This window comes from Paraburkholderia aromaticivorans (assembly GCF_012689525.1).
Taxonomy (GTDB): Bacteria; Pseudomonadota; Gammaproteobacteria; order Burkholderiales; family Burkholderiaceae; genus Paraburkholderia; species Paraburkholderia aromaticivorans_A.
The window spans coordinates 2,715,895-2,742,865 of the sequence record NZ_CP051516.1 but is presented as its reverse complement, the minus strand read 5'-3'; the positions used below and the strand labels follow the sequence as shown (position 1 = coordinate 2,742,865).

Below are 26,971 nucleotides of genomic sequence, written 5' to 3'. Positions count from 1 at the left end.
GGGTCCGATGCAGAGCGGTCTCCTGCAAAGCACTTTCGTTACCGCGCCGCGCCGGTGAATCTCATATCGTTCCCCGACGCGAGGAGCCTGCCGCAAGATGCATGCCGTTGTCGCAAGGGGCACTGTGCACGCGTGGAATTCGCCTTTACCGATGCTCACGCATTGGCACGTCGTGCGATGAACGTCGATCAGCTGGGCCTGTGTCTTGCTTCTAGCTTAAATCATGGCGGCATGCAATCCAATAGCAGGCGCTGCATCCTCCGACGCCGCAAGGAGTATGAACTCGTGCCGAAAGCTTCCCCGTCAACTCCGCTTGGAATTTTCGAGCGAGTCGTCATTAGCCTCTACGACGGCGGCGTCCTGTCGCCAGCGGTGCTCGAGCGCGTCATTGGCGCGTTCGCGCAAGCGCGTGTCGACTGGCATGGCACTTCTACCGGCCGTTCCGTCGATGGCCGCTCGCTGCATCAAATCGTCGTACAGACGATGCTTCCGGGCGATGACCTGCAGTCGGCTTCAACGTCGTTCATGACGGTGGTCGAACACATCGCGGGAGCCGCGCACTCAGCTAGCGCTGCGAATGAAACTGCCAAAGAAGCTGAACCGCGGCGCGCCAAAAGCAGAAAAACCGCCGACGCAGAGGAAGACGAACACGCTGGTGCGGATGAACTGCTGGCGCAGTTGTCGGGCAGTTCACAACCAAACAGGCGACGTCGCTCGAACAAAGTCGACGCGCCGGCCAGTTCGGGCAGCTTCAATCCTTTTCTGAATGCGGCACTGCCGCGTACGAGGAAGTCGTAACAGCCGTTCGGGATCAGAGGCGATGGGATGAGCGGGGAAAAACCCATACGTGAAGAAGCCAGACTTCATGCATCACAAGCGACCTTGGCTTCACCGCAGGAAAAATCAGGGCGGACCCGTGCCTCTTTTGAAGGCCCGTTTTGAGCACACTCAGCGGCGCAAACGAGTCATCGGGTGCGGCAACGCCTGCCAGGGTCGAACGAGAACGGACGCTGGATGCGGTCGAGCTACCGGCACATTTTCATGTAGTATTTGTTCGCGGTGAACTGCAACGTCGACTAGAACAAGTCATACATTCGGCGCGAGACGCTCTTGCCAATCAGGCCTGTACCCATCAGCCTCAAGTGTTCCTGATATTGCTGCAGAGCGAAGCGGCCCATGTGCGCTGGGTAACCTGTGGATGACGCGTAAGACACTGCGCAATGCGTGCAAAACGCAACCGGCCATCACCGAAGCGAAGCCCCTCCAGGAGAATCTGCCATGAATACGAAGCAGGGTAAAAAGGGACATCTCGATGCTGCTGCATCGCATCACGAGCAGGCAGCGCGATTTCATCGCGAGGCGTCGCAGTACTACGAGGCGGCCAAGGACTATGATCACGCCGCCCATCAGGCAGTGTTGGCGCAAGGCCATGCACTGTATGCCATCGAAGAGTCCAATCTCGCCGCCAAGCATTCAGGCGCTCCATTGCCGGCAGGGTCCGTTGAAAGCGGCCTGACTGCTGCGCAACATCATGCAGCGGCGTCGGAACTTCATGGGCAGGCGGCGCAACATCTGCGGCGCGCGGCAAAAGTCTTCGAAGAAGACCGCAGCGCAGTCGCCCATGAAACTCAGGTGGGGTTCTCTCTGGCGACACGGGCGGTCGCGCATGGCAATGAAGCGGCCAAGCAATATGTCGCGTCGCTGCGGGAAAAGGGAGTTTAAATTTTTACCTGACGTAAAGCCGCGCTCAGCCAATGAGCGCGGCTTTTTGATCTTTTCTCTGAATGCAAGTGCGGTCGTCGGGCCATCTGTTCGGGTAGCGTTTGTGCTTTCAACATAACAGGAAGTCGGTGCATGGACGACGACGCACGTGCCTTTAACGGGCTGCGCCCGCGATTGCAGAAGATTGCGTATCGAATGCTGGGGTCGGTTGCGGAGGCCGAAGATATCGTGCAGGACGTCTGGCTGCGTTGGCATGCGACAGCCCGTGAAGCCATCGACAACGCGGAGGCGTGGCTGGTCGCGGTCACGACGCGAATGTCCATCGACCGTCTGCGCGCGGCGAAGATTCAACGCGACCACTACGCGGGCATCTGGTTGCCCGAACCTCAGATGACCGATTTCCCGGCTACGCCAGAGGAGGCCACGGAGCGCGCCGACGATGTCTCCGTGGCTTTTCTGACGCTGCTCGAGCGGCTGACGCCGGAAGCCCGTGCGGCATTCCTGCTGCGCGAGGTATTCGACGCCGACTATGACGAAGTCGCCCAAGCCATCGGCAAGACGGAGGCGGCGTGCCGTCAGCTGGTGAGCCGTGCAAAAGTGCAACTACGCGACGAACGTCCGCGCTACGAGGTACCGCGCGAGACGCATCTGCGCTTGCTGCGAACATTCGTGCAGGCGCTGCAGCGCGGCGACTTCCACGCGATCAACGCATTGCTGGCCGAAGACGCGATGCTGATCGGCGACGGCGGCGGCAAAGTCCCGAGCTTCCCGAAACCGATGGCGGGCGGCCGGCGCATCGCGCAGCTGTTCTACGCGTCGTCGCGGCGTTATGGCGACGAACTCGGCGTCAAGCTCGTGGTGCTCAACGGCCAATGGGCGCTGCTGCGGTTTATCGAAGGCAAACTCGAATCGGCACAGTCGTTCGAAACAGACGGCGAGCGCATCGTCCGTATTCATGTGCAGCGCAATCCCGACAAGCTCGCGCGCATCGCGGCAGCACACGCCAACGGCTGAACGCCAGTCTCTCTCTCCGGCGCCGCGCGCCTCGACGCGCCGATTGGTGCCTCGCGGACAACATTGTGAGCGCGTCCCCAAGCCTACCGTGACGCGCCGCGCCCGCCTACGATGACTTTGTGCGGCTCATTGCCGCTAACAGCACCCGCAAGCAGGGTGGCCACTCATCGTCGCCAGGAGAAATCATGACGCAGCGTATCAACTATGTGCAGCAATCGCCCGAACTGTTCAAGAAGTTTTTCGAACTCAGCAATCTGCTGAAAGACAGCACAATCGAAGAATCGATCCGTGACCTGGTGTCGATCCGGGCGTCGCAACTCAATGGCTGTGGATTCTGTCTGGACATGCACGTGAAGGAAGCGCGCATCCACGGCGAGCGCGAGTTGCGCGTCCATCACCTCGCGACATGGCGCGAGTCGACGCTTTTCGCGCCGCGCGAACGCGCCGCGCTGGCCTGGACGGAAGTGTTGACCCGGCTTCCCGAACACGGCGTACCCGACGAGCTCTATGAGCGCGTGCGTACCCAGTTCTCCGAAAAGGAACTCTCGGACCTGACGTTCGAAGTGATGGCGATCAATGGATGGAACCGCGCGAACGTCGCGTTCAAGACCGTGCCGGGTTCGTCCGACAAGGCATTCGGTCTGGACAAGGCGAACCTCGTCTGAGCAGACGAGGTTCGCCGTTTGTGCAGTTCAGGCCCGCGCCGGCGGGCCGCGTTACTCAGGGACACACTATCATGCTTCGTTTGAGAAATACGGCCAAGGCCGCGCTCGTCGTCGTGAGCGCGTCGTTGAGCGTGGCCCGCGCCGAGGCGCCCGCCGCCATCGTCACGCCGTTGATGACGCAACCTCTTGACGACTATGCGGGCAAGGAAGCCTTGATGATCACCGTCGAGTATCCGCCGGGCGCGGCGGACCCCGTCCATCGGCATCATGCGCACGGGTTTATCTATGTGCTGGAAGGATCGATCGTGATGCAGGTCAAGGGCGGCAAGGAAGTCACGCTGACACGCGGACAGACCTTCTATGAAGGTCCAAACGATATTCACACAGTCGGACGCAACGCAAGCCAGACGAAGCCGGCCAGGTTCCTCGTGCTACTGCTGAAGGATAAGGGCGCGCCCGTTCTCGTTCCGGAGAAATAGCCGCCTCTGCGCGTCGCATCCGGTTTCAAAAAATGGCGGACCGTGTCACAAATGGCAGCGCTGATACGTCTAGTCGCTATGGACTTCACGAACCGCGCTTCCATGTCAGACGACCCAATACGCCGCCCCATCGCCAGCGCCGCCGACCCGTTCGCAAGCAGTTTTGCGACCAGCTACGCCGGCGTCGTTTCTTTTCTCGCCGTTGCGAACGAAGGCAGCTTTGCCCGCGCGGGCGATCGCCTCGGCATCGGGCGTTCCTCCGTTAGCCGCAATGTGCAGAAACTCGAGGCCCAGCTCGACGCGCGCCTCTTCCTGCGCACAACGCGCAGCACGTCGTTGACGCGCGAGGGCGAACTCTTCTATGAGAACTGTCAGCCTGGCATCGAGCGCATCGCCCAGGCGCTGGAAGATATGCGGGAGCTGCGCAACGGGCCGCCGCGCGGCCATCTGCGCATCGTCTCGGCACCGGGCTTCGGCCGCAAGATCGTCGCGCCGCTGCTGCGGGGTTTTCATACGCGCTATCCCGAGATCGCCCTCGAACTGCTGCTGAACGATCGTCCCGCCGACTTCACATCCGATCGCGTCGACGTTTCGTTTCACGACGGGCGTTTGGACGACAGCGGGATTGTGGCGCGCCAGCTGATTCCGATGCAGATGCTCGTCTGCGCGTCGCCCGCTTATGCACGAAGACACGGGTTGCCGCGGCATGTCGATGAACTGGCGGATCATCGCTGCATCAACTTCCTGGCTGCGTCCGGCCGCATCAGTGAGTGGGAGTTCAAGGTCGATGGCCTCTTGCAGCGGCGCCAGCCCGTTGCGCAGCACACATTTAACGACCCGGATCTGATCGTGCAGGCGGTGCTGGACGGGCTGGGTATTGCGCAGTTGCCCGCATATCAGGTGTGCGACCTGCTGGCCGGCGGGCAATTGCTCAGTTGTCTCGCGCAGCACGCGCCGGAAGATGGCGGCCACTACCTCTGCTATCTCAGCCGCAAGCAACTTCCCGCGCGGGTCCGCGTGTTCGTCGACTACATGACCGAGCACACGCGAGCGCTCGACCTGCAGTGTCTGACGTCGATGACGACTCGATCGTCGTTATCGACGGTCGAGTGACGGCATCTGAACGACCTTGCGTTGATTGATGCTCATCATGCAACACGGTGCGTCCCGCTGCGGCTCTACCGCATGACGCAGTGCGTACCTACTATGTTTTCTGTACGGACGGCACGCGTGAATCGCGGCCCGTCCGGCAAAGCACCGGCGGACCCATCCGCACTATTCGCACCATCCGTTGCGCGATGCAAAGCCGGAGTCGAACAATTGGCAGCGGCGCGAGAGCCGCGTGCAGGCTCATGGAGAGACATCATGAAGATCGTCGTGATCGGTGGCACGGGACTCATCGGCAGTAAAGTCGTCAAGAATCTTCGCGCGCGCGGTCATGCGGTCGTCGCCGCGTCGCCCGCATCGGGCGTGAACACAATCACTGGCGAAGGTCTGAACGAGGCGCTGACGGGCGCGAATGTCGTCGTCGATCTGGCCAACTCACCGTCGTTCGAAGATGCCGCCGTGCTCGAGTTCTTCGAGACAGCCGGACGCAATCTGTTTGCGGCGGAGATTGCCGCGGGCGTACAGCATCACGTCGCGGTGTCTGTCGTCGGCACCGACAGGCTCGCGGAAAGCGGCTATTTTCGCGGCAAAATCGCGCAGGAAAAGCTGATCCGCGAATCGGGCGTGCCGTACACGATCGTCCATTCGACCCAGTTCTTCGAGTTTCTTGGCGGCATCGCGCAATCGGGCAGCGACGGCCAGACCATACGGCTGTCTCCGGCATTCTTCCAGCCGATCGCATCGGACGATGTGGCCGCAGCCGTTGCGGACTTTGCCGCCGGCGAAGCGCGCAACGGCATCGCGGAAATCGCGGGCCCGGAACGCGTTCGGCTCGCGGAGATGGTGCAGCGTTTCCTCCTGGCGACTCACGATTCGCGCAAGGTCATCGAAGACCCGCAAGCCCGCTACTTCGGCGCAAAGTTGCAGGACGACACGCTCGTCCCGGGGGCAAATCCGCGTCTGGGCACGATGAACTTCGAGGCGTGGTTCGCCCAGACGCAAGCCGCGAAATAAGCGACGAGCCGTTGAGGCGCGCCATGACCCCATTGCGTCCACCGCCGCTGACCCTGCTCGACAAGTATCACGGGCGAGACCCTCAAACGCTGTATTCGACCACCGTTACCGTAACGGGCGGCGACGCGGGGCACGGGCGCGCGTCGGGCATCGCCCGTTCCGATGACGGCAATCTCGCCGTCCACCTGCGATTGCCGGAAGCGCTGGGCGGCCCTGGCGGCGGCACCAATCCGGAGCAGTTGTTCGCGGCGGGATACGCGGCCTGCTTTCATGGCGTGCTGAGTCTGCTTGCGGCACGGGCGAGCATTCCGATTCCCGGTGCCTCGGTGCAAGTCACCGTCGATTTTGGCCGCGACCCGATGGACGGCCTGTTCATCCTGACCGCAGAGACCCGTATTCGATTGCCCGGTGTCGAGCGGGTCGTTGCCGAGGAACTGGTCCGCAACACCGAACGCTTTTGCCCTTACACCAAGATGGCGCGGCAGGGAATCGGGAATGTCGTCGCGCTGGTGCAGCAGGACGACGCCGGAGAGTCGTAGCGTCGCGCGAGTTTTCGTTGTGAGCCGATTTTGTCAGGCAGCGATTTATCGATGCGGACGGTTCGATGCGCCGAATGGTCCTAAGTAGCCGCCCGCGACCGCAAGTTGTTGGCACTGTACTTTCGCGTTTCCAGATACAACGCTGCTTTGCCCGGCGACGTTCCAGCAGGAATCGATTCAGCGTTTAGCAGCACGGAAGAGGGCGCTGCGGCGTCATTTTTTGTTCACTGCTGCTGTTTCGTGGCAGTCGGCGTGGCGGATTCGGCCAGCTCACGTGCCCGGATGAGTGCGTTGCTGATCTCGGCCAGTACTTTCTCGCGGTCCGCATCGGCCTGCTGCCGTAACGCGAACGATGGATGATAGGTGGCGATGCCCCAGCCGCCTTGCACTCCGAACGGCGCATCGAGATGGTCGCTCAGGCTGACCTTCCCGCGCAGCAAGGCGGTGAGCGCCGTAGCGCCAAGCGCGACGATCACCGCCGGGCGCACCGTGTGCAACTCACGCTCGAGCCAGTAAGAACACGCTTCGATCTCACGCTGTCCCGGCGTTTTGTGCAGTCTGCGCTTGCCGCGCGGTTCCCATTTGAAATGCTTCACCGCGTTGGTCAGATAAACCTGCTCGCGCGACAATCCGGCGCGCGTCATGGCAGTCTCCAGCAATTGCCCCGCCGGCCCGACGAACGGCTGACCGCTCAGATCTTCCTGGTCGCCGGGCTGCTCGCCGATCAGCATGATGCGCGCGTCGCTTGGCCCCGAACTCCCGACAGCTTGCGTCGCGTTGCGCCACAGGTCGCAACGCCGGCAAGTATCGAGCGACGAGGGTTGGTCGCGGGCCGGTTGCGCCATGTCCGCTTCGATCGGAATGGTTTTGCCGGCCAGCGCGCCGACGCCGCTCGCCTGCGCCACGCGGCGCGCGCCGCTTTTCGCTTCACTGATCATGGCGGGGATCAGATGACCCTCCGGCAAGCCTTTCCAGAAGCGTACCGGCATGTGCTGTTCGAGCGCCGCTTCGTTCAGCCGCGCCGGATTGAACGTGCTGCGGTAGTAGGTGAGCCATAGCGTTTCGGCTTCGTCCGCGGTATCGCAACGATGGTCGCCGGGCAGGGCGCGGCGCTGCTCCAGATGAAGTTGCTGACCGTCCCAGAATGCCGCACCGCGCGGCGTCGTGATCATCCAGGTCGAGCGTCCCATGCGTTGCGCAAAGTGTTCCGCGGCCCACGCCAACACATCATGCTCGGGCTCGTACCAGGCGATGTATTCGGGTGTCTGCACCGCTGACGCCGACGTCTGCTTGCGAAACCGCACGTACGCGATCATGTCGTGCTTGGCACGCCGCACGCTTTTGGCCATGCGATGGAGGCGTGCGCCATCTGTGTCTGCCGGCGAGGCGGCCGCGCGGTCGCCGTGGTGCCAGCGCCACAGGACTTTGTACAAAAACGCCCAGCGCTGTGATTCGCGGTACAGCGCGGCGTCTTGCAATAGCGCCGCTAGTTCCTTCGAAACATGCACGGCAGTGGATCGAGGCTCTGCTTCCTCGGACGTCGCGCCATAGTCGAACAGCGCCTGCTCTTGCGGCGACTCAGGTTCCTGCTTGACGCGCCATTCAATCGTCTCCGGCGCGAGGCCTTCGGCTAAAGCGCCAAGCGACGCGGCGCGCCAGGAGGCGAAATGGTCTTCGATAACGATGGAACGCATTGCGACGCTTCACAACAACGCCAGTTGCACCGGCGGCGCCAACACCCGGCGCAAGCGAGCCGACGACGTGTCATGCAGCGCCGCGCGATAGTCTTGCGTCACGACAAACGGCTTGATCTTTTCCAGCGGACAACGCAGCCGTACGAGGTCCTCGTAGCGCACCCGGCGCGAACGCCGTAACTCGACCAGGCGTTTCGCGTTGCGCATGCCGATGCCCGGCACGCGCGCAATCATGCGCAGCGGCGCGCGGTTCAGGTCGACCGGAAACTGGTCGCGATGCGCCAACGCCCACGCGAGCTTCGGATCGATGTCGAGCGACAGGTTGCCGGGTTGTTCGAACAACTCGTCCGCACTGAAGCCGTAGCCGCGCATCAGGAAATCGGCCTGATACAGCCGGTGTTCGCGTAACAACGGCGGCGCCTGAGCCGGCAATGCGGAAGGACTATCGGGAATCGGGCTGAAGGCGGAGTAGTAGACGCGCTTCAGCTTGTACGCTCCGTAGAGCGTCGCGGCGGTCTGCAAGATCGTGCTGTCGTTCGTCTGATCCGCGCCGACGATCATCTGCGTGCTCTGGCCCGCGGGCGTGAACTTCGGCGCCTTGGCGTCGCTATGCGCCTCTTCCTGCGCAAGACGGATCGAGCCCATGGCGAGCTTGATGGTGCGGACGTTTTTTTCCGGTGCGAGCAGCGCGAGGCTTCTGTCCGTAGGCAGTTCGATGTTCACGCTCAAACGGTCGGCATAACGCCCGGCTTGCGCAATCCATTGCGGATCGGCATCGGGTATCGTCTTCAGATGAAGATAGCCGCGAAACTGATGATCCTCACGCAACGACTGCGCGACGCGCACGAGCTGTTCCATCGTGTAGTTCGATGACCGAATGATCCCGGAACTCAGAAACAGTCCGTCGATGTAATTGCGCCGATAAAAATCCAGCGTCAGTTCGACGACTTCCTCGGGCGTGAAGCGCGCGCGTGGCACGTTGCTCGAGCGCCGGTTGACGCAGTACTGACAGTCATACAAACAGAAATTGGTGAGCAGAATTTTCAGCAGCGAGACGCAGCGCCCGTCTGGCGTGAAACTGTGGCAAATGCCCGCGCCGGTGCTGGCGCCCAGGCCGGCAATGCCGCGCGAGCCGCGTTTGGGCGCGCCGCTGCTTGCGCATGACGCGTCGTACTTCGCGGCGTCCGCCAATACTTCCAGCTTTTTGAGCAGTTCCACGTTGCCACCAATACTGTATGGATGTACAGTATTGTACGTGGGCGAGTCGTGACTGCAAGCGGCTTTTTAATGGGAAACGGGCGTTGTCTGCGGGGCGTGCCCGGCGAACAAGCGGGGGCGGGCAGACGCGATACAACGGGAATTGGGCGTATGCGGAATGGTGGTGCGTTGGCTTGCAGCAGGGCTCTATCTCAAGAGTCGCGATGGGTTTGATAACAAGGCGATTGTGGAACCTCGCACAGTCGAGCGGTCTGAATGGATCAGGTACGCGGGTGAGCCCGCACAATGAACGGAGATTCATCGACATGCCGGCTTTATCCGGTCAGGAACGCCATGCCTGAACAACTCTGGCTGCCTGGGCTCGAGGCGCCGCCAACGCCGACAGACGGCCTGTTCTTTGCCGTCTTTCCCGATGCCGCTACAGCGGCCAGCATCTCGAAGCTCGCGCAACAGCTTTGCGGGGAGACGCGCGCGCGGAGTAAGCCGCTTGCAGCGGGCCGTCTGCATGTCACCTTGCATCACTTGGGAAATTTCGCGGGCGGCCTGCCGCAGGAGCGAGTCGATGCGGCGATGCAAGCGGCTGCGTCGATCAGAATGGAGCCGTTTAGCGTCGAATTCGACGCGGCGGTCAGCTTTGCGTCGAAGCCGCGACCGGGCCCGCTTGTGCTGGGCGGAGGCGAGGGCGTCGCTGGCCTGCACGTGCTGCACGACGCCTTGGGCCGTGCGTTGCAGAACGCCGGTTTGGGGGACCACGCGGTCTCTTCTGCGGCGCACTACATCCCGCACGTCACGTTGGCGTACGGGATGCCGTGGGCCGCGGCACGTCCCGTTGAGCCGGTCTGCTGGAACGTGCGTGAATTTGCGTTGATGCACAGTTTGCTCGGGCGCACGCGGCATGTCGCGTTGGCTCGCTGGACTTTGGCGGGCGCCGAGTCATAGCGCGCGTTGCCTTGGGTGACGGCGGCGTGTCGAAGGACGCCGGGCTAGAACCGCATGCCGGTCGCGCAACCGCCGGCGAAGCCGCCACCGCTTCCGCCTGCGCCACCGCAGAAGACGCCACAACCGGATAGCGCGAGCGAGAGGGTCACGGCGGCTAGCGTCGCGCGTAGCCACGGTTTTGGAAAGTGTTTGCCGGGATGCACGAGGTCCGCGGCGGGATGCGGACTGATGCCGGCGTCGACAGGGAGGATGGCGTGGTTACGGCTTGAATTGGTCATTCGGGATTTCATAACGTCAGTGGCTTTGGGAAGCGGTGAGCGAAGGCTGCTTACCGCGTCGTTCTCTGAAAGTGTTTTGTCAGGTTTCGGTGGGGAAAATGGGGCGGCACGCGGCGCGGCCGCGAATCGCTGAGGCTAGCGCACGCCCTATATCCCTCAAATACGCAGAATCTGAAAACGTAGGAGGTTTCGTCGGTTCGAGAAGCGGAACGATCGTGCGCTCCCTGATAGAATGCTTGGGCCGCAACGTAGTGGATTGCAGATGAAATTGCTTGATGCGTTAGTCGAACAGCGTATTGCCGCCGCCGCCGCGCGAGGCGAGTTCGACGAGTTACCGGGCGCAGGCGCGCCGCTGTCCCTGGACGACGATGTTCTGGTCCCCGAAGAAGTGCGCGTCGCCAACCGGATTTTGAAGAATGCGGGCTTCGTGCCGCCCGCTGTCGAGCAGTTGCGCGCGTTGCGTGACCTGCAAGCGGAATTAAATGCCGTGAGCGACCGGGCTACCCGTTGCCGTCTCCAGGCGCGCATGCTGGCGCTCGATATGGCACTTGAATCATTGCGTGGCGGTCCGCTGGTTTTGCCGCGCGAATACTGCCGGCGCATTGCCGAGCGGCTATCCGAGCGCGCCGGCAACCTTGATACGGCAGACGCGGGTTCGCAGTGAGCGAGCCGCTTGCCCACTCCGCCGTGCCGGATGCAGACTCTGTCGAGTCTCAAAACGCGCTGAACGTGCTGGGTTCCCAAGCCTCAGTGAGCGGTGTCGCTGAATTGGCTGCGACCGATTCGGGCCTTGCCGCCGCCTCGGCGAGTTCAGATCCCGCCCTTGGCGAGCCGCCCGCATCTTCCACCGTCCCCGAAGTCTCGGAGCGCGATCGCCGCTTCATGGCGCTGGCGCAAGCCGCCGCCGAAAAGGCGCGCGCCGCCGGCGAAGTGCCCGTCGGCGCGGTCCTCGTGCGCGGCGACGAAGTCATTGCGACGGGTTTCAATCATCCGATCGGCGGGCACGACCCGTCGGCGCATGCGGAAATGGCCGCGTTGCGCGCCGCGGCGCAAGCCGTCGAGAACTACCGTCTGCCGGGCTGCGAACTCTACGTGACCCTCGAGCCGTGCCTGATGTGCGCCGGCGCGATCATGCATGCCCGCATCGCCCGGGTGGTGTTCGGGGCGCGCGATCCGAAAACTGGCGCGTGCGGCAGCGTCGTCGATGCCTTCGCGAACCCGCTGTTGAATCATCACACGACGGTGATCGGCGGCGTCCTCGAAAATGAATGCGGCGCCGCGCTCAAGTCGTTCTTTGCCGAACGGCGGCGCGCGAGCCGCGAAGCACGCGCGGCGGCACGGGCCGACGCAGCCGGCGCACCGGGCACCGAACCGGGCCCGGCTGAGTCGCTCTAAAACAACAACATCCAACCAGGTCTTGCCAATGACCGTCCATCGCACCATCGAACTGATCGCGCCGTCCGGGTATCCGCATGACCCCGAGGTGCTGCATCGCGCGTTGCAGCGCTTCCATGCGCAGGGGCATCACGTCGAAGGCGTGGAAGCGACGAAGCGTCGCTACCAGCGCTTCGCCGGTACCGATGGCGAGCGCGCGGCCGATCTGAACCGCCTCGCCGATCCGTCGCGTAAGTTGCCGGACATCGTGCTGGCCGTGCGCGGCGGCTACGGCGCGGTGCGCATCCTGCACGGACTCGACTACGAAGGGTTGCAACGGCGGCTGACCGATCAGCCGATCGCGCTGGTCGGACACAGCGATTTCACCGCGATCCAGCTTGCGCTGCTGGCGCGCGCCGGCGTGAAGACCTTTGGCGGCCCGATGGTGATGAGCGACTTCGGCGCGGAGGAACTGAGCGAATTCACCATGCAGCACTTCTGGTCGGCGGTGACGAAGCCGACCATGACGGTCTCGAACAACACGCCGCAAGCGCAGCCGGTCGACGTCTCGGGCATGCTGTGGGGCGGCAATCTGGCGGTGCTGGCATCGCTGATCGGCACGCCGTACATGCCACCGGTGCAGGGTGGCATCCTGTTTGTCGAGGACGTCAACGAGCAACCGTTCCGGGTCGAGCGGATGATCTATCAGTTGCACCTGTCCGGCATTCTTGCGCAGCAACAGGCGCTCGTGCTGGGCGATTTCTCCGGCGCCAAACCCTACGAATACGACAACGGCTACGACCTGCACGCAATGATCGAGCAAGTGAGGTCGGTGATCGGCATTCCGGTCGTCACCGGCCTGCAATTCGGGCATGTCCGCAATATGCTGACGCTGCCGATGGGCGCGGACGCGCATCTCGTCGCGGATGCACACGGGTTCAAACTGAGTTTATCGGGCTATCCATACATCGCCTGAACTGGCGGACGAGGGCGGCGGGCAGTTGCCCGCTTTCTTTTTAACTTCATCAACGCAACTAACGGTCAGTTCATATAAGCTGCCACCAACAGAACGGCCCCTGAAGGTCCAGCGATTTTGTTGACAAAACCAGCCTCCAATAGACGACCCCCGACTCACCTAATTAAACTCATACTGAGACAGCACCGGACACGCGGGCCGAGCTGGCGGCCCACCAGCTCAGCCGCACCGCGAAGATTGTCGAAATTAAAAGCAAAAATTGTTGACAATTTTTATGTCCATCCTATGATGACCAACATACCGAGACGAACATCATGTCCGACACAGACTCCGCCGCCGCGAATAGTTTGAAACCCGAGGCGATCACCGAGCGCATCCGCGCCGCGATCCTCGAACATCGGCTCGCGCCGGGCGCCAAGCTGACAGAAGCACAGTTGTGCGAAGTATTCGGTGTGAAGCGCGGGCCGATCCGGCAGGCGCTGGCGCAGTTGGCCACCGACCACCTCGTCGATCTCGAACCGAATCGCGGGGCGTTCGTGGCAAGCCCGTCGCTACAGGAAGTCCACGAAGTGTTCGAGATGCGTCGCATCATCGAGCTGGCGGTGGTCGAAAAGATTTGCAGCGGTCACGGCATGCGGCGTTTGAAGAGCATCGGCAGCATGATCGGCCGGGAACGCAAAGCGTTCGAAACACGTGATTTTCCGGCGTGGATTCGTCTGTCGGGCGAGTTTCACACCGAGTTGGCGGGACTCACCGGCAACGCTGTGCTGTGCGACTGCCTGAACGGTCTGGTGGCGCGCTCCACGCTGATTTCCGCGCTGTACGAGTCGCTCGGACGCAGCCCATGCTCGTTCGAGGACCACGAAGCCATTCTCGCCGCGCTCGACGCCGGCGATGCAAAAGAGGCGGCGGCATTGATGTCGCGCCATCTGCAAAGCGTCGAGTTGAAGATGCTGGACCGCCCCGCACGTGGCGCGGCCGATCTGCACGAAGTGTTCGGCGCGCTCAACGGTGCAGCCAGAGATTCATCGAAGACAAAGTCCGCGCCAGGCTAAGGCAGGCGGCCGGCGTGCGCCCGTTCCCGGTGCGCGCCGCACTGAATTGAACTGAACGAATCAAGCGTTGCAAGGCGGCTCGGCGTGAGCGCTGCCGGCTTGTGCACGCGTGTCCGCCGCCGGGCGACGGGCTTCGAGTAGTAACGCATCGCCGGACTTCGCGGCTGCCGGCGGTGCGATAACCACAAGTACTTCAAGTACGGAGACATCCGCGGCACGGCCGGACAGACGCGTCAAAACCCCTCGATTCATACGGACGAGGCGGGCGCGACTGGCATGGCCGATGCAACGTCCTTCGATTCGCTATCGATGGTCCCTATTCCAAGGAGGAATCATGGCTCAGTTCAGTGCAGCGCCCGGCAACCCCGCAATTCCCACTTATGCAGACGACGGCGCGCCCAGCGAACCGTCGATGCCCGCAGGCTACAGCGACCGGCTCTACAACGAGGATCTCGCGCCGTTGCGGCATCAAACCTGGGGCGCCTACAACATCTTTGCGTTCTGGATGTCGGACGTGCACAGCGTCGGCGGCTACGTGTTCGCGGGCAGTCTGTTCGCGCTCGGCCTGACGAGCTGGCAGGTATTGATCGCGCTGCTGGTCGGCATCACGATCGTCAACCTGTTGTGCAACCTGATTGCCAAGCCGAGTCAGGCGAACGGCGTGCCGTATCCGGTGGCGTGCCGCGCGACCTTCGGCGTGCTCGGCGCAAATATTCCCGCGGTGATTCGCGGCCTGATCGCGGTCGCGTGGTACGGCATTCAGACCTATCTGGCGTCGAGCGCGCTCGTGATCGTGGTCTTGAAGTTCGTTCCGCAATTACTGCCTTACGCCGATGTTCATCATCATGGCTTCATGGGACTCTCGACGCTCGGCTGGACGGGTTTCATGCTGCTGTGGGTGTTGCAGGCACTGGTGTTCTGGCACGGCATGGAGACCATCAAGAAGTTCATCGACTTCGCCGGTCCCGCCGTCTATGTGGTGATGTTCATCCTCGCGGGCTACATGGTTTATCGCGCAGGGTGGCGCAACATCGGCATCAATCTGGGTGGCGTCAAATATCACGGCATGCAGGTCGTGCCGGTGATGATCACGGCGATCTCGCTGGTGGTGTCGTATTTCTCCGGGCCGATGCTGAATTTCGGCGACTTTTCGCGCTACGGTAAGAGCTTCCGCAGCGTGCAGCGCGGCAACTTCTGGGGGCTGCCGGTCAACTTTCTGGCCTTCTCGCTGGTGACGGTGATTACGACGGCGGCCACGCTGCCGGTGTTCGGCCAGCTGATCACGGACCCGGTCGAAACCGTGGGCCATATTGACTATCCGACCGCCGTGATTCTTGGCGCGTTGACCTTCACGATCGCGACCATCGGCATCAACATCGTCGCCAATTTCGTGTCGCCGGCTTTCGACTTTTCCAACGTGGCGCCGCGCCTCATTAGCTGGCGCATGGGCGGCATGCTCGCGGCGGTGGCGTCGATTTTCATCACACCGTGGAATCTGTTCAACAACCCGGCCGTGATTCACTACACGCTCGACGTGCTCGGCAGTTTCATCGGACCTTTGTACGGTGTCCTGATTGTCGACTACTATCTGGTGAAGCGTCAGAAGATCGTGCTCGACGATCTGTACACGGTCGCGCCCACAGGTTCGTACTGGTATCGCAACGGCGTCAACTACCGGGCGGTCGCCGCGTTGCTGCCGGCTGCCGTGATCGCGGTGATTTGCGTAATGGTGCCCGGGCTCGACGGCATGGCGAATTTCTCGTGGTTCATTGGCGCAGGCCTCGCTGCGCTGTTCTATCGCGTTCTCGCACGCTGAATTTTGCAGACGCAACAGGAGTCGATATGCGCATCAAACTGATCAACCCGAATACGACCCAACGCATGACGGAAGCGATGTGCCGCTGCGCGCGTGAAGTCGCCGCGCCGGGCACCGAAGTCATCGCGGTGAATCCGACCATGGGACCGCCGTCGATCGAAGGGTATTACGACGAGGCGCTCGCCACGCCGGGCTTGCTCGCGGAAGTCGCCGCCGGTGAGCGTGAAGGCTGCGACGGTTACGTGATCGCCTGCTTCGGCGATCCCGGTCTGTACGCCGCGCGTGAGCTGGCGCGCGGCCCGGTGATCGGCATTGCCGAGGCGGCGATGCATGCAGCCAGCGTGCTGGCGCCGGGCTTCTCAGTGGTAACCACGCTGGCGCGCACGTGCGGCATGGCGTGGCACCTCGCCGAGCGCTACGGCATGAAGCGGTTTTGCCGCAACGTGCGCGCCACCGACGTCGCCGTGCTCGACCTCGACAAGCCGGGCTCGGCGGCGCGCCGCATCATCCTCGACGAATGCCGGCGTGCGCTCGCGGAAGACGGTTCCGACGCGATCGTGCTCGGCTGCGCAGGTATGGCCGAACTGTGCGCGGAAATCGAAGACGCGCTCGGCGCGCCGGTGATCGAGGGCGTGACAGCGGCGGTGAAGTGGACCGAGGCGCTGGTCGCGCTGCGTCTTTCGACGGCCAAACGCGGCGATTACGCGCGGCCGCTGGCCAAGCGCTACGACGGCGCGCTGGCGTCCTTCAGTCCGACCGACGCCGATCCGAATCCACTTGCACCGCGCGGCTCTACCGTCGTTTCCGCCGCAAATGCGCCGGAAAGCGCAGGAACGGCCGATTTATTGCGGGTAAACACTACAGAATCGGGGCCGCACATACATTCAGTCTGACACGCACTATCTGCCCGGGTGTATGGGCGCATCCGGGTGTTTTCGCTACACTGGTCCAACTCGGCGCGGGCTGCCTGAAAGGCTTTTTTCTGCTGCTTTCGGTACTGCTTCTGTTGTTTTTCCACCCGCGCCTAGGTGAGCCACGTGCACGCAGCCCACCAGCTCACGCCAATCCCACGTGCATGCCACGTGAGTTCCACGCGAATTTTTACGTACCGTCACCACGCATTCGTCAAACCATGCCACTCGACCCGACCTACCCACGCGATCTGATCGGCTACGGCCGCCACCCGGTGCAGGCAAACTGGCCGGGTCGAGCGCGTGTCGCAGTGCAATTCGTCCTGAATTACGAAGAGGGCGGTGAAAACTGCGTGTTACACGGCGATCCTGGCTCGGAGCAGTTTCTGTCGGAGATCGTCGGCGCCGCGGCTTATCCGGCTCGCCACATGAGCATGGAATCGATCTACGAATACGGTTCGCGCGCGGGCGTCTGGCGCATCCTGCGCGAATTCGAGAAGCGCAAGTTGCCGCTCACGGTGTTCGGCGTCGGCATGGCGGTCGAGCGGCATCAGGAACTGGCGCGCGCCTTCGTCGAACTCGGGCATGAGATTGCCTGCCACGGTTATCGCTGGATTCACTATCAGGACATGTCGCCGGAGAAAGAAGCGGAGCACATGCGCCTCGGCATGGAAGCGATCGAGCGCGTGACGGGCGAGCGTCCGCTTGGTTGGTACACCGGCCGCGACAGCCCCAACACGCGGCGTCTCGTTGCTGAATATGGCGGTTTCCTGTACGACTCGGATTACTACGGCGACGATCTGCCGTTCTGGATGGACGTGGACGTGACAGGCGGCGCGAAAGTGCCGCAACTGATCGTGCCGTACACGCTCGACACCAACGACATGCGCTTTGCGAGCCCGCAAGGCTTCAACACCGCGGACCACTTCTTCACGTACCTGCGCGACGCATTCGACGTGCTCTACGAAGAAGGCGACGAAGCGCCGAAGATGCTTTCGATCGGCATGCACTGCCGTCTGCTCGGACGCCCTGGGCGTTTCCGCGCGCTGCAACGTTTCCTCGACCATATCGAACAGCACGATCGCGTGTGGGTCACGCGGCGCGTCGATATTGCGCGCCACTGGCGCGAACATCATCCTTATCAACAAAACAACCGCGGGGCTGCGGCATGAAGGCGATGCAATACACTCTGGACCAACTCAACAGCACCTCGACCGACGCGTTCGTGGCAGCGCTGTCGGGCATTTTCGAGCACTCGCCGTGGGTCGCGGAAATCGCCGCGCAGCAACGGCCTTTCACCAGCATCGAAGAGCTGCATCGCAAGATGTCGAACATCGTCGAGACGGCAGGCGTTGAGAAGCAACTGGCGTTGATCAACGCCCACCCGGAGCTCGCCGGCAAGGCCGCGGTGCGCGGCGAACTGACCGCTGAATCCACGCGTGAGCAGAGCGGCGCCGGCCTCGCGCAATGCACGCAGGAAGAATTCGACAGACTGGTCGCGCTGAACGCCGCGTATCGCGAGAAATTCGGTTTTCCGTTCATCCTCGCCGTGCGCGGGTATGACCGTCACGGCATCATCGCGAACTTCGAGGCGCGCTTGAACAACAGTCGCGCCGACGAACTGCGCGCGAGCCTCGATCAGATCTACCGTATCGCACGTTTCCGGCTCGACGACCTGATCGACGCGTAAGGTTTTGCCGCGCGCCGCTGGACTCGAACCGAAACGTTTTTTGAGCACTGACTAACACTAAGGAAGACAAAGATGGCACTCCCGATTCTCGACCCCAACGCACCGGAATTCACGCGCCGCTATGTGAATCTGGCGGACCCGCGCCTGGGCGCGCAGGCGCTCGAGTCCAGCGACGATTTCTTCGCACCGAAGGAACGCATGCTGAATCCGGAGCCGGCCGTCTTCATTCCGGGCAAGTACGACGACAACGGCAAGTGGATGGACGGCTGGGAAACGCGCCGCAAGCGCGCTAACGGCTATGACTGGTGCGTCGTGAAACTGGCGCGCCCGGGGGTGCTCAAGGGTCTCGATCTCGACACCAGCCACTTCACGGGCAACTTCCCGCCGGCGGCGTCGGTGGAAGCCGCGCGTGTGGTGGACGGCGTGCCGAACCAGTCGACGCAATGGACCGAAATCGTGCCGTCGACCACGTTGCAAGGCAATAGCCACCACTATCACGAAGTCAGCGACGCGAACGCGTACACGCACCTGCGCGTGAACATCTATCCGGACGGCGGTATCGCGCGTCTGCGCGTATATGGTCAACCGCAAGTGGACTGGGCCGGCGCGAGCCGCACGGAGCAGTTCGATCTGGCGGCGATGGAAAACGGCGCATATCTGGTCGCGGCGAACAACCAGCACTTCGGCGCTGCGTCGACGATCCTGATGCCGGGCCGCGGTGTGAATATGGGCGACGGCTGGGAAACGCGCCGCCGTCGCGAACCGGGCAACGACTGGGCGATCGTCGCGCTGGCGCAGCCGGGTGTCATCAGGAAGATCGAAGTCGATACGGCGCACTTCAAGGGCAACTTTCCGGACCGCTGCTCGATTCAGGCCGCGTACGTGACGGGCGGCACGGACAGCTCGCTGATCACGCAGGCCATGTTCTGGCCGGTGCTGCTCGGCGAACAGAAGCTGAAGATGGACAACCAGCACTATTTCGAAAGCGAAATCGCGGCGCTGGGTCCGGTGACGCACGTGCGCTTTAACATCATTCCGGACGGCGGCGTGTCGCGTCTGCGTCTGTTGGGCACGCTCGCATCATGAAAACGCTCGCGATCGAACCGTTGACGAAGGAAGCGTTCGCCGCGTTCGGCGACGTGATCGAACTCGAAGGCGCGAAGCAGATTCCGATCAACCTCGGCACGACGATCCGCTTTCACGATCTCGCGAAAGTGGACGTCACCGACGAGAACGGCCGCACGCTCGTGAACCTGTTTCGCGGGCAGCCACGCACGCTGCCGTTCGAAGTGAAGATGCTCGAGCGGCATCCGCTCGGCAGCCAGGCGTTCGTGCCGTTGAACGACAAGCCGTATCTGGTGGTCGTGGCGCCGGCGGGCGAACTGGACGTGTCGAAGATTCGCGCTTTCGTGACGAGCGGCTGGCAGGGCGTGAACTATGCGAAGGGCGTCTGGCACCATCCGCTGATCGCGTTGGGCGACGTGAGCGACTTTATCGTCGTCGATCGTGGCGGGGATGGCCTCAATCTCAATGAGCAGGATCTCGCTGAGCCGTTGTGGCTTACGGAAGATGCGTTGAGCGCGGTGGCTGTTTAAGTTTATCGCTCTGACGTAGCACTTAGGTCGATGTACGAAAGACCCACAGCTTGAACGCTGTGGGTCTTTTGTTTTGACGGCGAATCAAAAACGTAGCGCGTTTCGGCCGTTCCGCTTCTAGCCACGCTTGCCAAGAAGCGGCGAACGCCCAATCACCTCGCGCGCGCGTTCCGCCGGTTCCGGCGCGGAAAAACCCGCAGCTTCGATCGCCGGTTTGAGTCCTTTGAATTGCAGACTCTTCTTCGGCGAGCGCAAGGACGCCATGCCGTCGTCCCAGGCGTGAAGCATGTGCTTCGCGACGGTGTGCCATTGCGGTTCGTTGCGCGCCGCTTCGATCAACTCCTGACCGACGGCGACGGCGGAATCGCACAACGCCTCGACCATCTGCGCGTATTGCCGCGGCGCGATGCCCATGCGCGTATTGAAAAAACGCTCCAGCGTTTTGCCGGCCGCCCAGGTTTTGCGGCCGTCGATCGGCAAGCCCGGCGGATTGGCCGCGAAACGCGGGTACGCCTGCGTCGTGACGATGTCGTAGACGGGCGTGAATGCGACATCGTCGACCGATGTATAGAACAACGCCACGTTCTTCGTATGACAGTCTGCGTTGCGTACGACGTAGTTCGTCAGCAGATGCCAGCCGAGATGTTCGAGTTGCGGCCGCATGGTGTCGCGATCGAGCAGATACGCTCGCGCGGCATTGAGCATTTTCTCGCTGGTCGAATTGTATTTTTCGTGTGGTGGCAAACCCAAAAGACCGCACATGTCTTCGACACCATAGGCTGGCAGCCCCTGTGCGTCGACGTCGAAGCGCTCGACGATCAGCGCCCGGCCATCGTCCGACATCTGCGTGCGCGCGACCGGTGCGACGCCGAGCCGCTCCAGCACGCGCATGGAATAGAACTCGTTGAAGCCGAGAAACGGCGTGCTGTCGTCGGAGCCTTTGACGATGTGGCGACTCGTCCGGATAGTGGGTTTGCCGAGCGGCATCGGCGTGGACGTACTGGACGTTCCGCCCTGAGGCGCGATGAACTTCGGCACGGCGCCCGAGATGGCCGCGCGCGCGTACTCGCGCACGAGTTGCGCGAAATGTTCAGCGGTGTTGTCGCCATGCAGAATGTCTTGCACGTCGAGCGCTTGCAGTTCCGTGCCTGGCGCGACGCCTTCGGGCGTCACGGTGACGCGGCCGATCCCCATGGCGCCGACTACGGCGAGCAACGACAGGTCGGTGCCGTCGAGCAACGGTCCGAACTGCTCGCGGATCAGGTTCAGCAGGTAACCCTCCGGCAGGTTCTGCCGGAAAAACGGATGCAGGTCGCGCGGCCAGCGCCAGGTCTCTTCACGCACCGGCATGGTCAGGCTGACGAAGTCCGCCGCGCTCGCGTCGCGGTTGTATTTGAGGACGTAGTCGTCGCGCTCGCGAAATAGTGTGGCGACGTTCTTGCCCAGTACCTGAACGTCGAGTCTCATGAGTTCGCGTCCGGATTGCGTTGTTCAGCGAGGATATCTTCTAGCGTGCGCCCGTGCCCATGCGCGACGAACTTGAGATCGTAGCCTGCTGCTTCGAGCAGGCGCACGAGCACGGACACGCTCATATCGTTTTTCGCGAGCGTTTCCATGCGCGCGACGGTGGTGCGCGCGACGCCCGCCCGGCGCGCGAACTCCTCTTGCGACAGATTGCTTTCGCGGCGTACGGCTTTCAGCATGTCTGAGACATCGGCGAGATTGGTCATTTGTAGCCCTAGGGCGTCAATTTTGATGGATTCGTTCATTATTGTAGCCCACGAGACACAAAACTGATTATGAGATTTGTGCCTCTCGGGCTACAATTTGATCGAATTTGGATATTTTGTAGCTCGTGGGCTACGAAATATCCAGGCCCAGCCTTAAAGAGCCGACACCAGGAACGAGCGCAAACAAAAGCGGGCTTCCCGCTTGCGCGAAAAGCCCGCTTCACATTGCTTCATCCATCGCCACGCCGGGCAGTAATGCCCGGCAAAACCATTACTTCACTGCGCCACCCTGGAACCATGCGGCGATCTTCATGCGCTCGTCGTCGGTCATGTGTGTCACGTTGCCAAGCGGCATGGCCTTCAACGTCACCGCTTGCTGATAGATCCGCTGCGCGTTCTGCGAGATTTCATCCGGCGTATCCAGCAGCACGCCGGCCGGGGCGCTGCCCATCATCGTCGGATGTGCGGAGTGGCAAGCCACGCAGCGCTGTTGCAGCACCGGCACGATGTCGGCCACCTTGACCGTCGGCGCGTTCGCCGCTTGCGCTTGCGGCACGATCGGTTTCGGCATGGTCCAGAAGAGGGCGACGAACATCAGCGCGATGCCCACCAGCGGCAGATACCACAGCACCTGGCCACGGTGACGCATCACGAAGAACTGACGGATCAGCGCGCCGGCCAGCATGATGACCAGCAGCACGGCCCAGTTGTACGGATGCGTATAGGTCATCGCGTAGTGGTTCGACAGCATCGCGAACACCACCGGCAACGTGAAATACGTGTTGTGCACCGAGCGTTGCTTGCCGCGCTTGCCGTAGATCGGGTTCGGCGTCTCGCCCTTGAGCATCGCGTCGACCATCTTGCGCTGGCCCGGAATGATCACGAAGAACACGTTGGCCGACATGATCGTGGCCAGCATCGCGCCCATGATCAGATAAGCCGCGCGGCCCGCGAAGATATGGCATGCGAGCCACGCCGCGATCAGCACGTACACGCCGACGCAGATCCCGAGCACCTTATCCTTGTTACCGAGAATGCGGCACAGCGAGTCGTACACGATCCAACCAGCGGCGAGGAAGCCGAGCGCCGAGGCGACAGCGACCACCGGGCCCATATCCAGCACGTTCCTGTCGATCAGGTAAGTGGTCGGCGAGAACAGATACAGCACGGTGAAGAGACCGAAGCCCGACAGCCACGTGGTGTACGACGGCCACTTCGACCAGTGCAGATCGTCCGGCATTTCCGGCGGCGCGACGGTGTACTTCTGCATGTTGTAGAAGCCGCCGCCGTGCACGTGCCACAGTTCGCCGAACACGCCGCGCTTGCGCTGGTTCGGGTCCGTTGGTGGTTTCAGGCTGTTGTCGAGCGCGACGAAATAAAACGATTCGCCGATCCATGCAATCGCGGCGATGACGTGAAACCAGCGAATCGCCAGATTCAACCAGTCTGTGATAAAGCCTTCCATGAAACTCCTCCACTTCTGATTCGTTGTACACGCAGCGACGTTATGTGCCTTCTGATACCCGGCTGACGGGTCGATGGCAGGGCAGCACGTCGCTGCGCAGACTGCGGGGTGAAGACGCGATGCGCTCAGTTCGCACGGCGCCGTTTTTTATTGGCTCGTCCGGTTGGTCGGGTTGGGTTCGAATCGGGTCGAGCCGCGTGCGTTCGATTGCGTTTCGCGGGTGCTCGTGCGTGTCTCCGTGAGCATCTGCGCAATGCAATCGAGCGCGATCGTCATGCTGCGCGAACTCGACCTCGCTTCCTTCAACCTCTTTCCAACACCTCGCGGCAGATGTCTCCTTAGCTGCCGCGATACGTGCTGTACGACCACGGCGACACGAGCAGCGGCACGTGATAGTGCGCGCCAGCATCGGCCACGCCGAAGCGCAACACGACGCGATCGACGAAGCGCGGCTCCGGCACCTTCGTGCCGATCGACGCGAAGTAGTCGCCGGCGCCGAACACGAGTTCGTATTCGCCCGCGACTAGTGCGTTGCCTTCGAGCAGCGGCTGGTCGCAGCGGCCGTCGTCATTGGTGGTAGTGGTTTTGAGCGCGCGGCGCGTATCGCCGGAGAGCGCGAAGAGTTCGACCTTGATGCCCGCGCCGGGACGGCCGTTCGCGGTGTCGAGCACATGGGTAGTGAGCTTTCCCATTCGCAATTTTCCTTATGTGAATGCGAGGTTTCGGCGGCAGCCCGATCCAGATACGTTTGCGGCGGATCGAGGCTCCACGTCAGTGGCTACATACCCGTCGGCGAAATTGAAGCGAGCGCCGTGACAGCCATTGTAAAAAGGATGTTCCGTTCAGCGCGCGCGAGATAGGAAAGATAATAGCTGGCGCATGACGGACAGCCTGCTGAAAGCCGCAAAGACTCGATTCTTTCGACTATTACAGCGCATTTGCCTTACCGGTGGATCGTACCGGCGCCAAAAAAGGCCCACTATATCGACGGCGTGAAGTTGGGTATCGCATTGGCGTGAGTTGCCAGCATTATTTTGGCCGTCGAAGGTTACGTCTGTGCGTTGCAGCAAACGCGAATCGACGACGATTCAGCCGCGGCGCACACCCCGAAGACGGCGGAAGCACGCTGGGTAACCGGGCCAACGGCGTTCGACGGGACGCGGCGGCACGGTAGCGCGCCGTCACATCGCGTTCGAACGGCTTTGCACGGAAGCAATGAAGCGGAGAAACGAATGACGATGGAACAAGCGGCTAATCAAACGAATAAGCCCAAAAAAACGATGCTGGTGAAGCACGCGGACGTGCTGGTCACGATGGACGGCGCCCGGCGCGAACTGCGCGACGGCGGCCTGTATATCGAGGACAACCGCATCGTTGCGGTCGGACCGACAGCGGATCTGCCGCAAACCGCCGACGAAGTGCTGGACATGCGCGGTCATCTGGTGATCCCCGGCCTCGTGAACACGCACCATCACATGTATCAGAGCCTCACGCGCGCGATTCCCGCCGCGCAGAACGCCGAACTGTTCGGCTGGCTGACCAACCTCTACAAGGTGTGGGCGAACCTCACGCCGGAGATGATCGAAGTCTCGACGCTGACGGCGATGGCCGAGCTGTTGCTGTCCGGCTGCACGACTTCCAGCGACCATTTGTATATCTATCCGAACGGCAGCCGGCTCGACGACAGCATCGCCGCGGCGCGCCGGATCGGCATGCGTTTTCATGCGGCACGCGGCAGCATGAGCGTGGGGCAGAAAGACGGCGGCCTGCCGCCGGATTCGGTGGTCGAACGTGAAGCCGACATTCTGAAGGACACGCAGCGCCTGATCGAGACGTACCACGACGAAGGGCGTTACGCGATGCTGCGCGTGGTGGTCGCGCCGTGCTCGCCGTTCTCGGTGAGCCGCGATCTGATGCGTGAGTCGGCGGTGATGGCGCGGCATTACGGCGTGTCGATGCATACGCACCTGGCGGAGAACGTCAATGACATCGCATATAGCCGCGAGAAGTTCGGCATGACGCCGGCGGAATATGCGGAAGACCTCGGCTGGGTCGGACACGATGTATGGCATGCGCACTGCGTGCAACTCGACGACGCGGGCATCGACCTGTTCGCGCGCACCGGCACCGGCGTCGCGCATTGTCCGTGTTCGAACATGCGGCTCGCGTCGGGCATCGCGCCGGTGAAGCGCATGCGTTTGGCGGGTGTGCCGGTGGGCTTGGGCGTCGACGGTTCGGCGTCGAACGATGGCGCGCAGATGGTTGCCGAAGTGCGTCAGGCTTTATTGCTGCAACGCGTCGGTTTCGGGCCGGATGCGATGACCGCACGTGAGGCATTGGAGATCGCGACGCTGGGCGGCGCGAAGGTGCTCAATCGTGACGACATCGGCGCGCTGGCGCCCGGCATGGCGGCGGATTTCGTGTCGTTCGACCTGCGCCAGCCGCTCTTCGCGGGCGCGTTGCACGACCCGGTCGCGGCACTCGTGTTCTGTGCGCCGTCGCAAGTGAGCTACAGCGTGATCGGCGGCAGGGTGGTCGTGAAAGAAGGGCAGTTGACGACGCTGGAACTCGGACAGGTCATCGAACAGCACAACCGGTTGGCGAAGACGCTTTACGAAGCAGCGGCGTAACGGAAAAGAGCGTGGTTATCGGCGGCCGCCGCGCATGCACTGGCCGCCGATAACCCGCAAAGCAAAAACTCAAGGCTTTTCGATCAACGTCTTGGTCGCTTCGGCGACCAGACTGCGCAGCCAGCGCACTTCATCGGAGTAATGCACGCGCTCGTGCCACAACTGGTAGTACTGCATCGGCGGGAAATCGAGCGGCGCGGGCACGACTGTGAGCGGCAGGAACTTGGCGTAGTAATCGGCAAAGAGGCGAGTCGTCGTGAAGATCAGATCGGACTTGATCAGCACGTACGGCGCCAGATTAAAGTACGGCAACGTCACGACCACATGACGCTTTAACCGCTCGCGCGCGAGATGCACGTCGATCGCGCCGCGCTGGCCCACCGAATAAGGAGTAGGCGCGAGATGCGGCGCATTCAGGTACTGGTCGAGCGTGAGGCCGCCGCGTTTGGCGAACGGATGCGTGTTGCTCATCAGGCAGACGATCTGATCGACGAACAGGTTCGACAGGTGCAACTGCTCGGGCGGCTCCGGCCAGTTGCCGACCACGGTGTCGAGCTTGCCGTCCTCGAGCGCGAGTTCGTAGTCGAACGCCGGCCCCAGCGAGTGAAACTCGAGCGTCGCGTTCGGCGCGGCCTGGCGAAAGCGCTCGACCACCGTCGGCACGAACAGCACGTTCAGGTAGTCCGGACAGCCGATCCGATAGCAACGGATGGACGTGGCCGGATCGAAGTTGTGCTGCTGGAACTTGATGCGTTCGATCTCGCGCAGCGCGTTCTGCACCGGTTCGAGCAGGCGCAAGCCGTATTCCGTCGGCACCATGCCGGATTTGCCGCGCACCAGCAGCGGGTCGCCGGTGATGTCGCGCAAACGGCGCAGCGCCGCGCTGATGGCGGGTTGCGATTGATTCAGTTTGACGGCCGCGCGCGTGACGCTGCGTTCCATCAACAGGGTGTGCAAGACGCGTAATAGGTACGTATCGATCGCCTCGCGTTGCTGACTCATGACTTCTCCGAAATATATGTTCTGGCTGATCGAACGGGCGTGGGTATATATGCGTTTT

At 62.3% G+C, this 26,971-nt stretch carries 28 protein-coding genes; 20 read left to right on the top strand and 8 right to left on the bottom strand.

Annotated features, from left to right (window positions below; genetic code table 11):
• Positions 1-132: 132 nt before the first annotated feature.
• The 8 genes from HF916_RS40440 (at position 133) to HF916_RS40405 (ending at position 6,540) form a co-directional block, all read left to right on the top strand.
• The gene (locus HF916_RS40440; protein WP_346777735.1) at positions 133-798 is read left to right on the top strand and encodes a hypothetical protein; all 666 of its coding nucleotides are present in this window, start codon (positions 133-135) and stop codon (positions 796-798) included.
• 480 nt (positions 799-1,278) lie between these two features.
• Positions 1,279-1,722 (top strand): hypothetical protein, encoded by a 444-nt coding sequence (locus tag HF916_RS40435; protein WP_168794303.1) that lies wholly within the window; start codon positions 1,279-1,281, stop codon positions 1,720-1,722.
• Positions 1,723-1,854: 132 nt separating this feature from the next.
• A complete protein-coding gene (locus tag HF916_RS40430) occupies positions 1,855-2,736 on the top strand; it encodes an RNA polymerase sigma-70 factor (RefSeq protein WP_168794302.1) in 882 nt (293 codons plus the stop codon).
• A 185-nt stretch (positions 2,737-2,921) separates the two neighbouring features.
• Entirely contained in the window at positions 2,922-3,401 is a 480-nt protein-coding gene (locus tag HF916_RS40425; protein ID WP_168794301.1) for a carboxymuconolactone decarboxylase family protein, read from the top strand.
• A 71-nt stretch (positions 3,402-3,472) separates the two neighbouring features.
• Complete coding sequence (locus HF916_RS40420; protein WP_168794300.1) at positions 3,473-3,880, top strand: cupin domain-containing protein; 408 nt, start codon at positions 3,473-3,475, stop codon at positions 3,878-3,880.
• A 102-nt stretch (positions 3,881-3,982) separates the two neighbouring features.
• Positions 3,983-4,993 (top strand): LysR family transcriptional regulator, encoded by a 1,011-nt coding sequence (locus tag HF916_RS40415; RefSeq protein WP_168794299.1) that lies wholly within the window; start codon positions 3,983-3,985, stop codon positions 4,991-4,993.
• A 252-nt stretch (positions 4,994-5,245) separates the two neighbouring features.
• Positions 5,246-6,001, top strand: coding sequence for an SDR family oxidoreductase (locus tag HF916_RS40410; protein WP_168794298.1), 756 nt, complete (start codon positions 5,246-5,248; stop codon positions 5,999-6,001).
• 23 nt (positions 6,002-6,024) lie between these two features.
• Positions 6,025-6,540 carry an Ohr family peroxiredoxin gene (locus HF916_RS40405; protein ID WP_168794297.1) on the top strand — a complete coding sequence of 172 codons (516 nt, stop codon included), beginning with the start codon at positions 6,025-6,027 and terminating at the stop codon, positions 6,538-6,540.
• Positions 6,541-6,764: 224 nt separating this feature from the next.
• On the opposite strand, the gene HF916_RS40400 is transcribed toward HF916_RS40405, so the two are convergent.
• Both HF916_RS40400 and HF916_RS40395 read right to left on the bottom strand, forming a co-directional pair.
• Positions 6,765-8,234 carry a UdgX family uracil-DNA binding protein gene (locus HF916_RS40400; RefSeq protein ID WP_168794296.1) on the bottom strand — a complete coding sequence of 490 codons (1,470 nt, stop codon included), beginning with the start codon at positions 8,232-8,234 and terminating at the stop codon, positions 6,765-6,767.
• Positions 8,235-8,243: 9 nt separating this feature from the next.
• Positions 8,244-9,452 (bottom strand): putative DNA modification/repair radical SAM protein, encoded by a 1,209-nt coding sequence (locus tag HF916_RS40395; protein WP_168794295.1) that lies wholly within the window; start codon positions 9,450-9,452, stop codon positions 8,244-8,246.
• Positions 9,453-9,785: 333 nt separating this feature from the next.
• Here HF916_RS40395 and HF916_RS40390 point away from each other — a divergent pair, with 333 nt between their 5' ends.
• Positions 9,786-10,391 carry a 2'-5' RNA ligase family protein gene (locus HF916_RS40390; RefSeq protein ID WP_168794294.1) on the top strand — a complete coding sequence of 202 codons (606 nt, stop codon included), beginning with the start codon at positions 9,786-9,788 and terminating at the stop codon, positions 10,389-10,391.
• 44 nt (positions 10,392-10,435) lie between these two features.
• Here HF916_RS40390 and HF916_RS40385 read toward each other — a convergent pair whose 3' ends face one another.
• Positions 10,436-10,669 carry a hypothetical protein gene (locus HF916_RS40385; protein ID WP_168792183.1) on the bottom strand — a complete coding sequence of 78 codons (234 nt, stop codon included), beginning with the start codon at positions 10,667-10,669 and terminating at the stop codon, positions 10,436-10,438.
• Between the two features lie 262 nt (positions 10,670-10,931).
• Here HF916_RS40385 and HF916_RS40380 point away from each other — a divergent pair, with 262 nt between their 5' ends.
• The 10 genes from HF916_RS40380 to HF916_RS40335 all read left to right on the top strand — a co-directional run bounded on the left by HF916_RS40380 (position 10,932) and on the right by HF916_RS40335 (position 20,086).
• Positions 10,932-11,333 (top strand): DnaJ family domain-containing protein, encoded by a 402-nt coding sequence (locus HF916_RS40380; RefSeq protein ID WP_168794293.1) that lies wholly within the window; start codon positions 10,932-10,934, stop codon positions 11,331-11,333.
• A gap of 65 nt (positions 11,334-11,398) precedes the next feature.
• Entirely contained in the window at positions 11,399-12,064 is a 666-nt protein-coding gene (gene tadA, locus HF916_RS40375; RefSeq protein ID WP_431311442.1) for a tRNA adenosine(34) deaminase TadA, read from the top strand.
• A gap of 28 nt (positions 12,065-12,092) precedes the next feature.
• Positions 12,093-13,019 carry a muramoyltetrapeptide carboxypeptidase gene (gene ldcA, locus HF916_RS40370; RefSeq protein WP_168794291.1) on the top strand — a complete coding sequence of 309 codons (927 nt, stop codon included), beginning with the start codon at positions 12,093-12,095 and terminating at the stop codon, positions 13,017-13,019.
• Positions 13,020-13,333: 314 nt separating this feature from the next.
• A complete protein-coding gene (locus HF916_RS40365; protein ID WP_106285568.1) occupies positions 13,334-14,074 on the top strand; it encodes a GntR family transcriptional regulator in 741 nt (246 codons plus the stop codon).
• Between the two features lie 334 nt (positions 14,075-14,408).
• Entirely contained in the window at positions 14,409-15,890 is a 1,482-nt protein-coding gene (locus tag HF916_RS40360) for an NCS1 family nucleobase:cation symporter-1 (RefSeq protein ID WP_168794290.1), read from the top strand.
• Between the two features lie 26 nt (positions 15,891-15,916).
• Positions 15,917-16,783, top strand: coding sequence for an aspartate/glutamate racemase family protein (locus HF916_RS40355; protein ID WP_168794289.1), 867 nt, complete (start codon positions 15,917-15,919; stop codon positions 16,781-16,783).
• 239 nt (positions 16,784-17,022) lie between these two features.
• Positions 17,023-17,973 (top strand): allantoinase PuuE, encoded by a 951-nt coding sequence (puuE, locus tag HF916_RS40350; RefSeq protein ID WP_168794288.1) that lies wholly within the window; start codon positions 17,023-17,025, stop codon positions 17,971-17,973.
• The gene (uraD, locus tag HF916_RS40345) at positions 17,970-18,491 is read left to right on the top strand and encodes a 2-oxo-4-hydroxy-4-carboxy-5-ureidoimidazoline decarboxylase (RefSeq protein WP_168794287.1); all 522 of its coding nucleotides are present in this window, start codon (positions 17,970-17,972) and stop codon (positions 18,489-18,491) included. Before puuE ends, uraD begins: the two co-directional genes overlap by 4 nt.
• Positions 18,492-18,563: 72 nt before the next feature.
• The gene (alc, locus tag HF916_RS40340) at positions 18,564-19,577 is read left to right on the top strand and encodes an allantoicase (RefSeq protein WP_168794286.1); all 1,014 of its coding nucleotides are present in this window, start codon (positions 18,564-18,566) and stop codon (positions 19,575-19,577) included.
• Positions 19,574-20,086, top strand: coding sequence for an ureidoglycolate lyase (locus HF916_RS40335; RefSeq protein ID WP_168794285.1), 513 nt, complete (start codon positions 19,574-19,576; stop codon positions 20,084-20,086). Before alc ends, HF916_RS40335 begins: the two co-directional genes overlap by 4 nt.
• 117 nt (positions 20,087-20,203) lie before the next feature.
• Here HF916_RS40335 and HF916_RS40330 read toward each other — a convergent pair whose 3' ends face one another.
• The 4 genes from HF916_RS40330 to uraH form a co-directional block, all read right to left on the bottom strand.
• Positions 20,204-21,553, bottom strand: a complete 1,350-nt coding sequence (locus tag HF916_RS40330) for a type II toxin-antitoxin system HipA family toxin (protein WP_168794284.1) — start codon at positions 21,551-21,553, stop codon at positions 20,204-20,206.
• Entirely contained in the window at positions 21,550-21,816 is a 267-nt protein-coding gene (locus tag HF916_RS40325) for a helix-turn-helix domain-containing protein (RefSeq protein ID WP_168794283.1), read from the bottom strand. Before HF916_RS40325 ends, HF916_RS40330 begins: the two co-directional genes overlap by 4 nt.
• A gap of 271 nt (positions 21,817-22,087) precedes the next feature.
• Positions 22,088-23,281, bottom strand: a complete 1,194-nt coding sequence (locus HF916_RS40320; RefSeq protein ID WP_168794282.1) for a urate hydroxylase PuuD — start codon at positions 23,279-23,281, stop codon at positions 22,088-22,090.
• Positions 23,282-23,619: 338 nt separating this feature from the next.
• Positions 23,620-23,973 (bottom strand): hydroxyisourate hydrolase, encoded by a 354-nt coding sequence (uraH, locus tag HF916_RS40315; protein WP_168794281.1) that lies wholly within the window; start codon positions 23,971-23,973, stop codon positions 23,620-23,622.
• A 540-nt stretch (positions 23,974-24,513) separates the two neighbouring features.
• On the opposite strand from uraH, the gene HF916_RS40310 reads away from it, so the two are divergent.
• Positions 24,514-25,911 carry an 8-oxoguanine deaminase gene (locus HF916_RS40310; protein ID WP_168794280.1) on the top strand — a complete coding sequence of 466 codons (1,398 nt, stop codon included), beginning with the start codon at positions 24,514-24,516 and terminating at the stop codon, positions 25,909-25,911.
• Positions 25,912-25,980: 69 nt separating this feature from the next.
• Here the strand turns inward: HF916_RS40310 and HF916_RS40305 are convergent, their stop codons facing one another.
• Entirely contained in the window at positions 25,981-26,913 is a 933-nt protein-coding gene (locus tag HF916_RS40305; RefSeq protein WP_168794279.1) for a LysR substrate-binding domain-containing protein, read from the bottom strand.
• Positions 26,914-26,971: the final 58 nt, after the last annotated feature.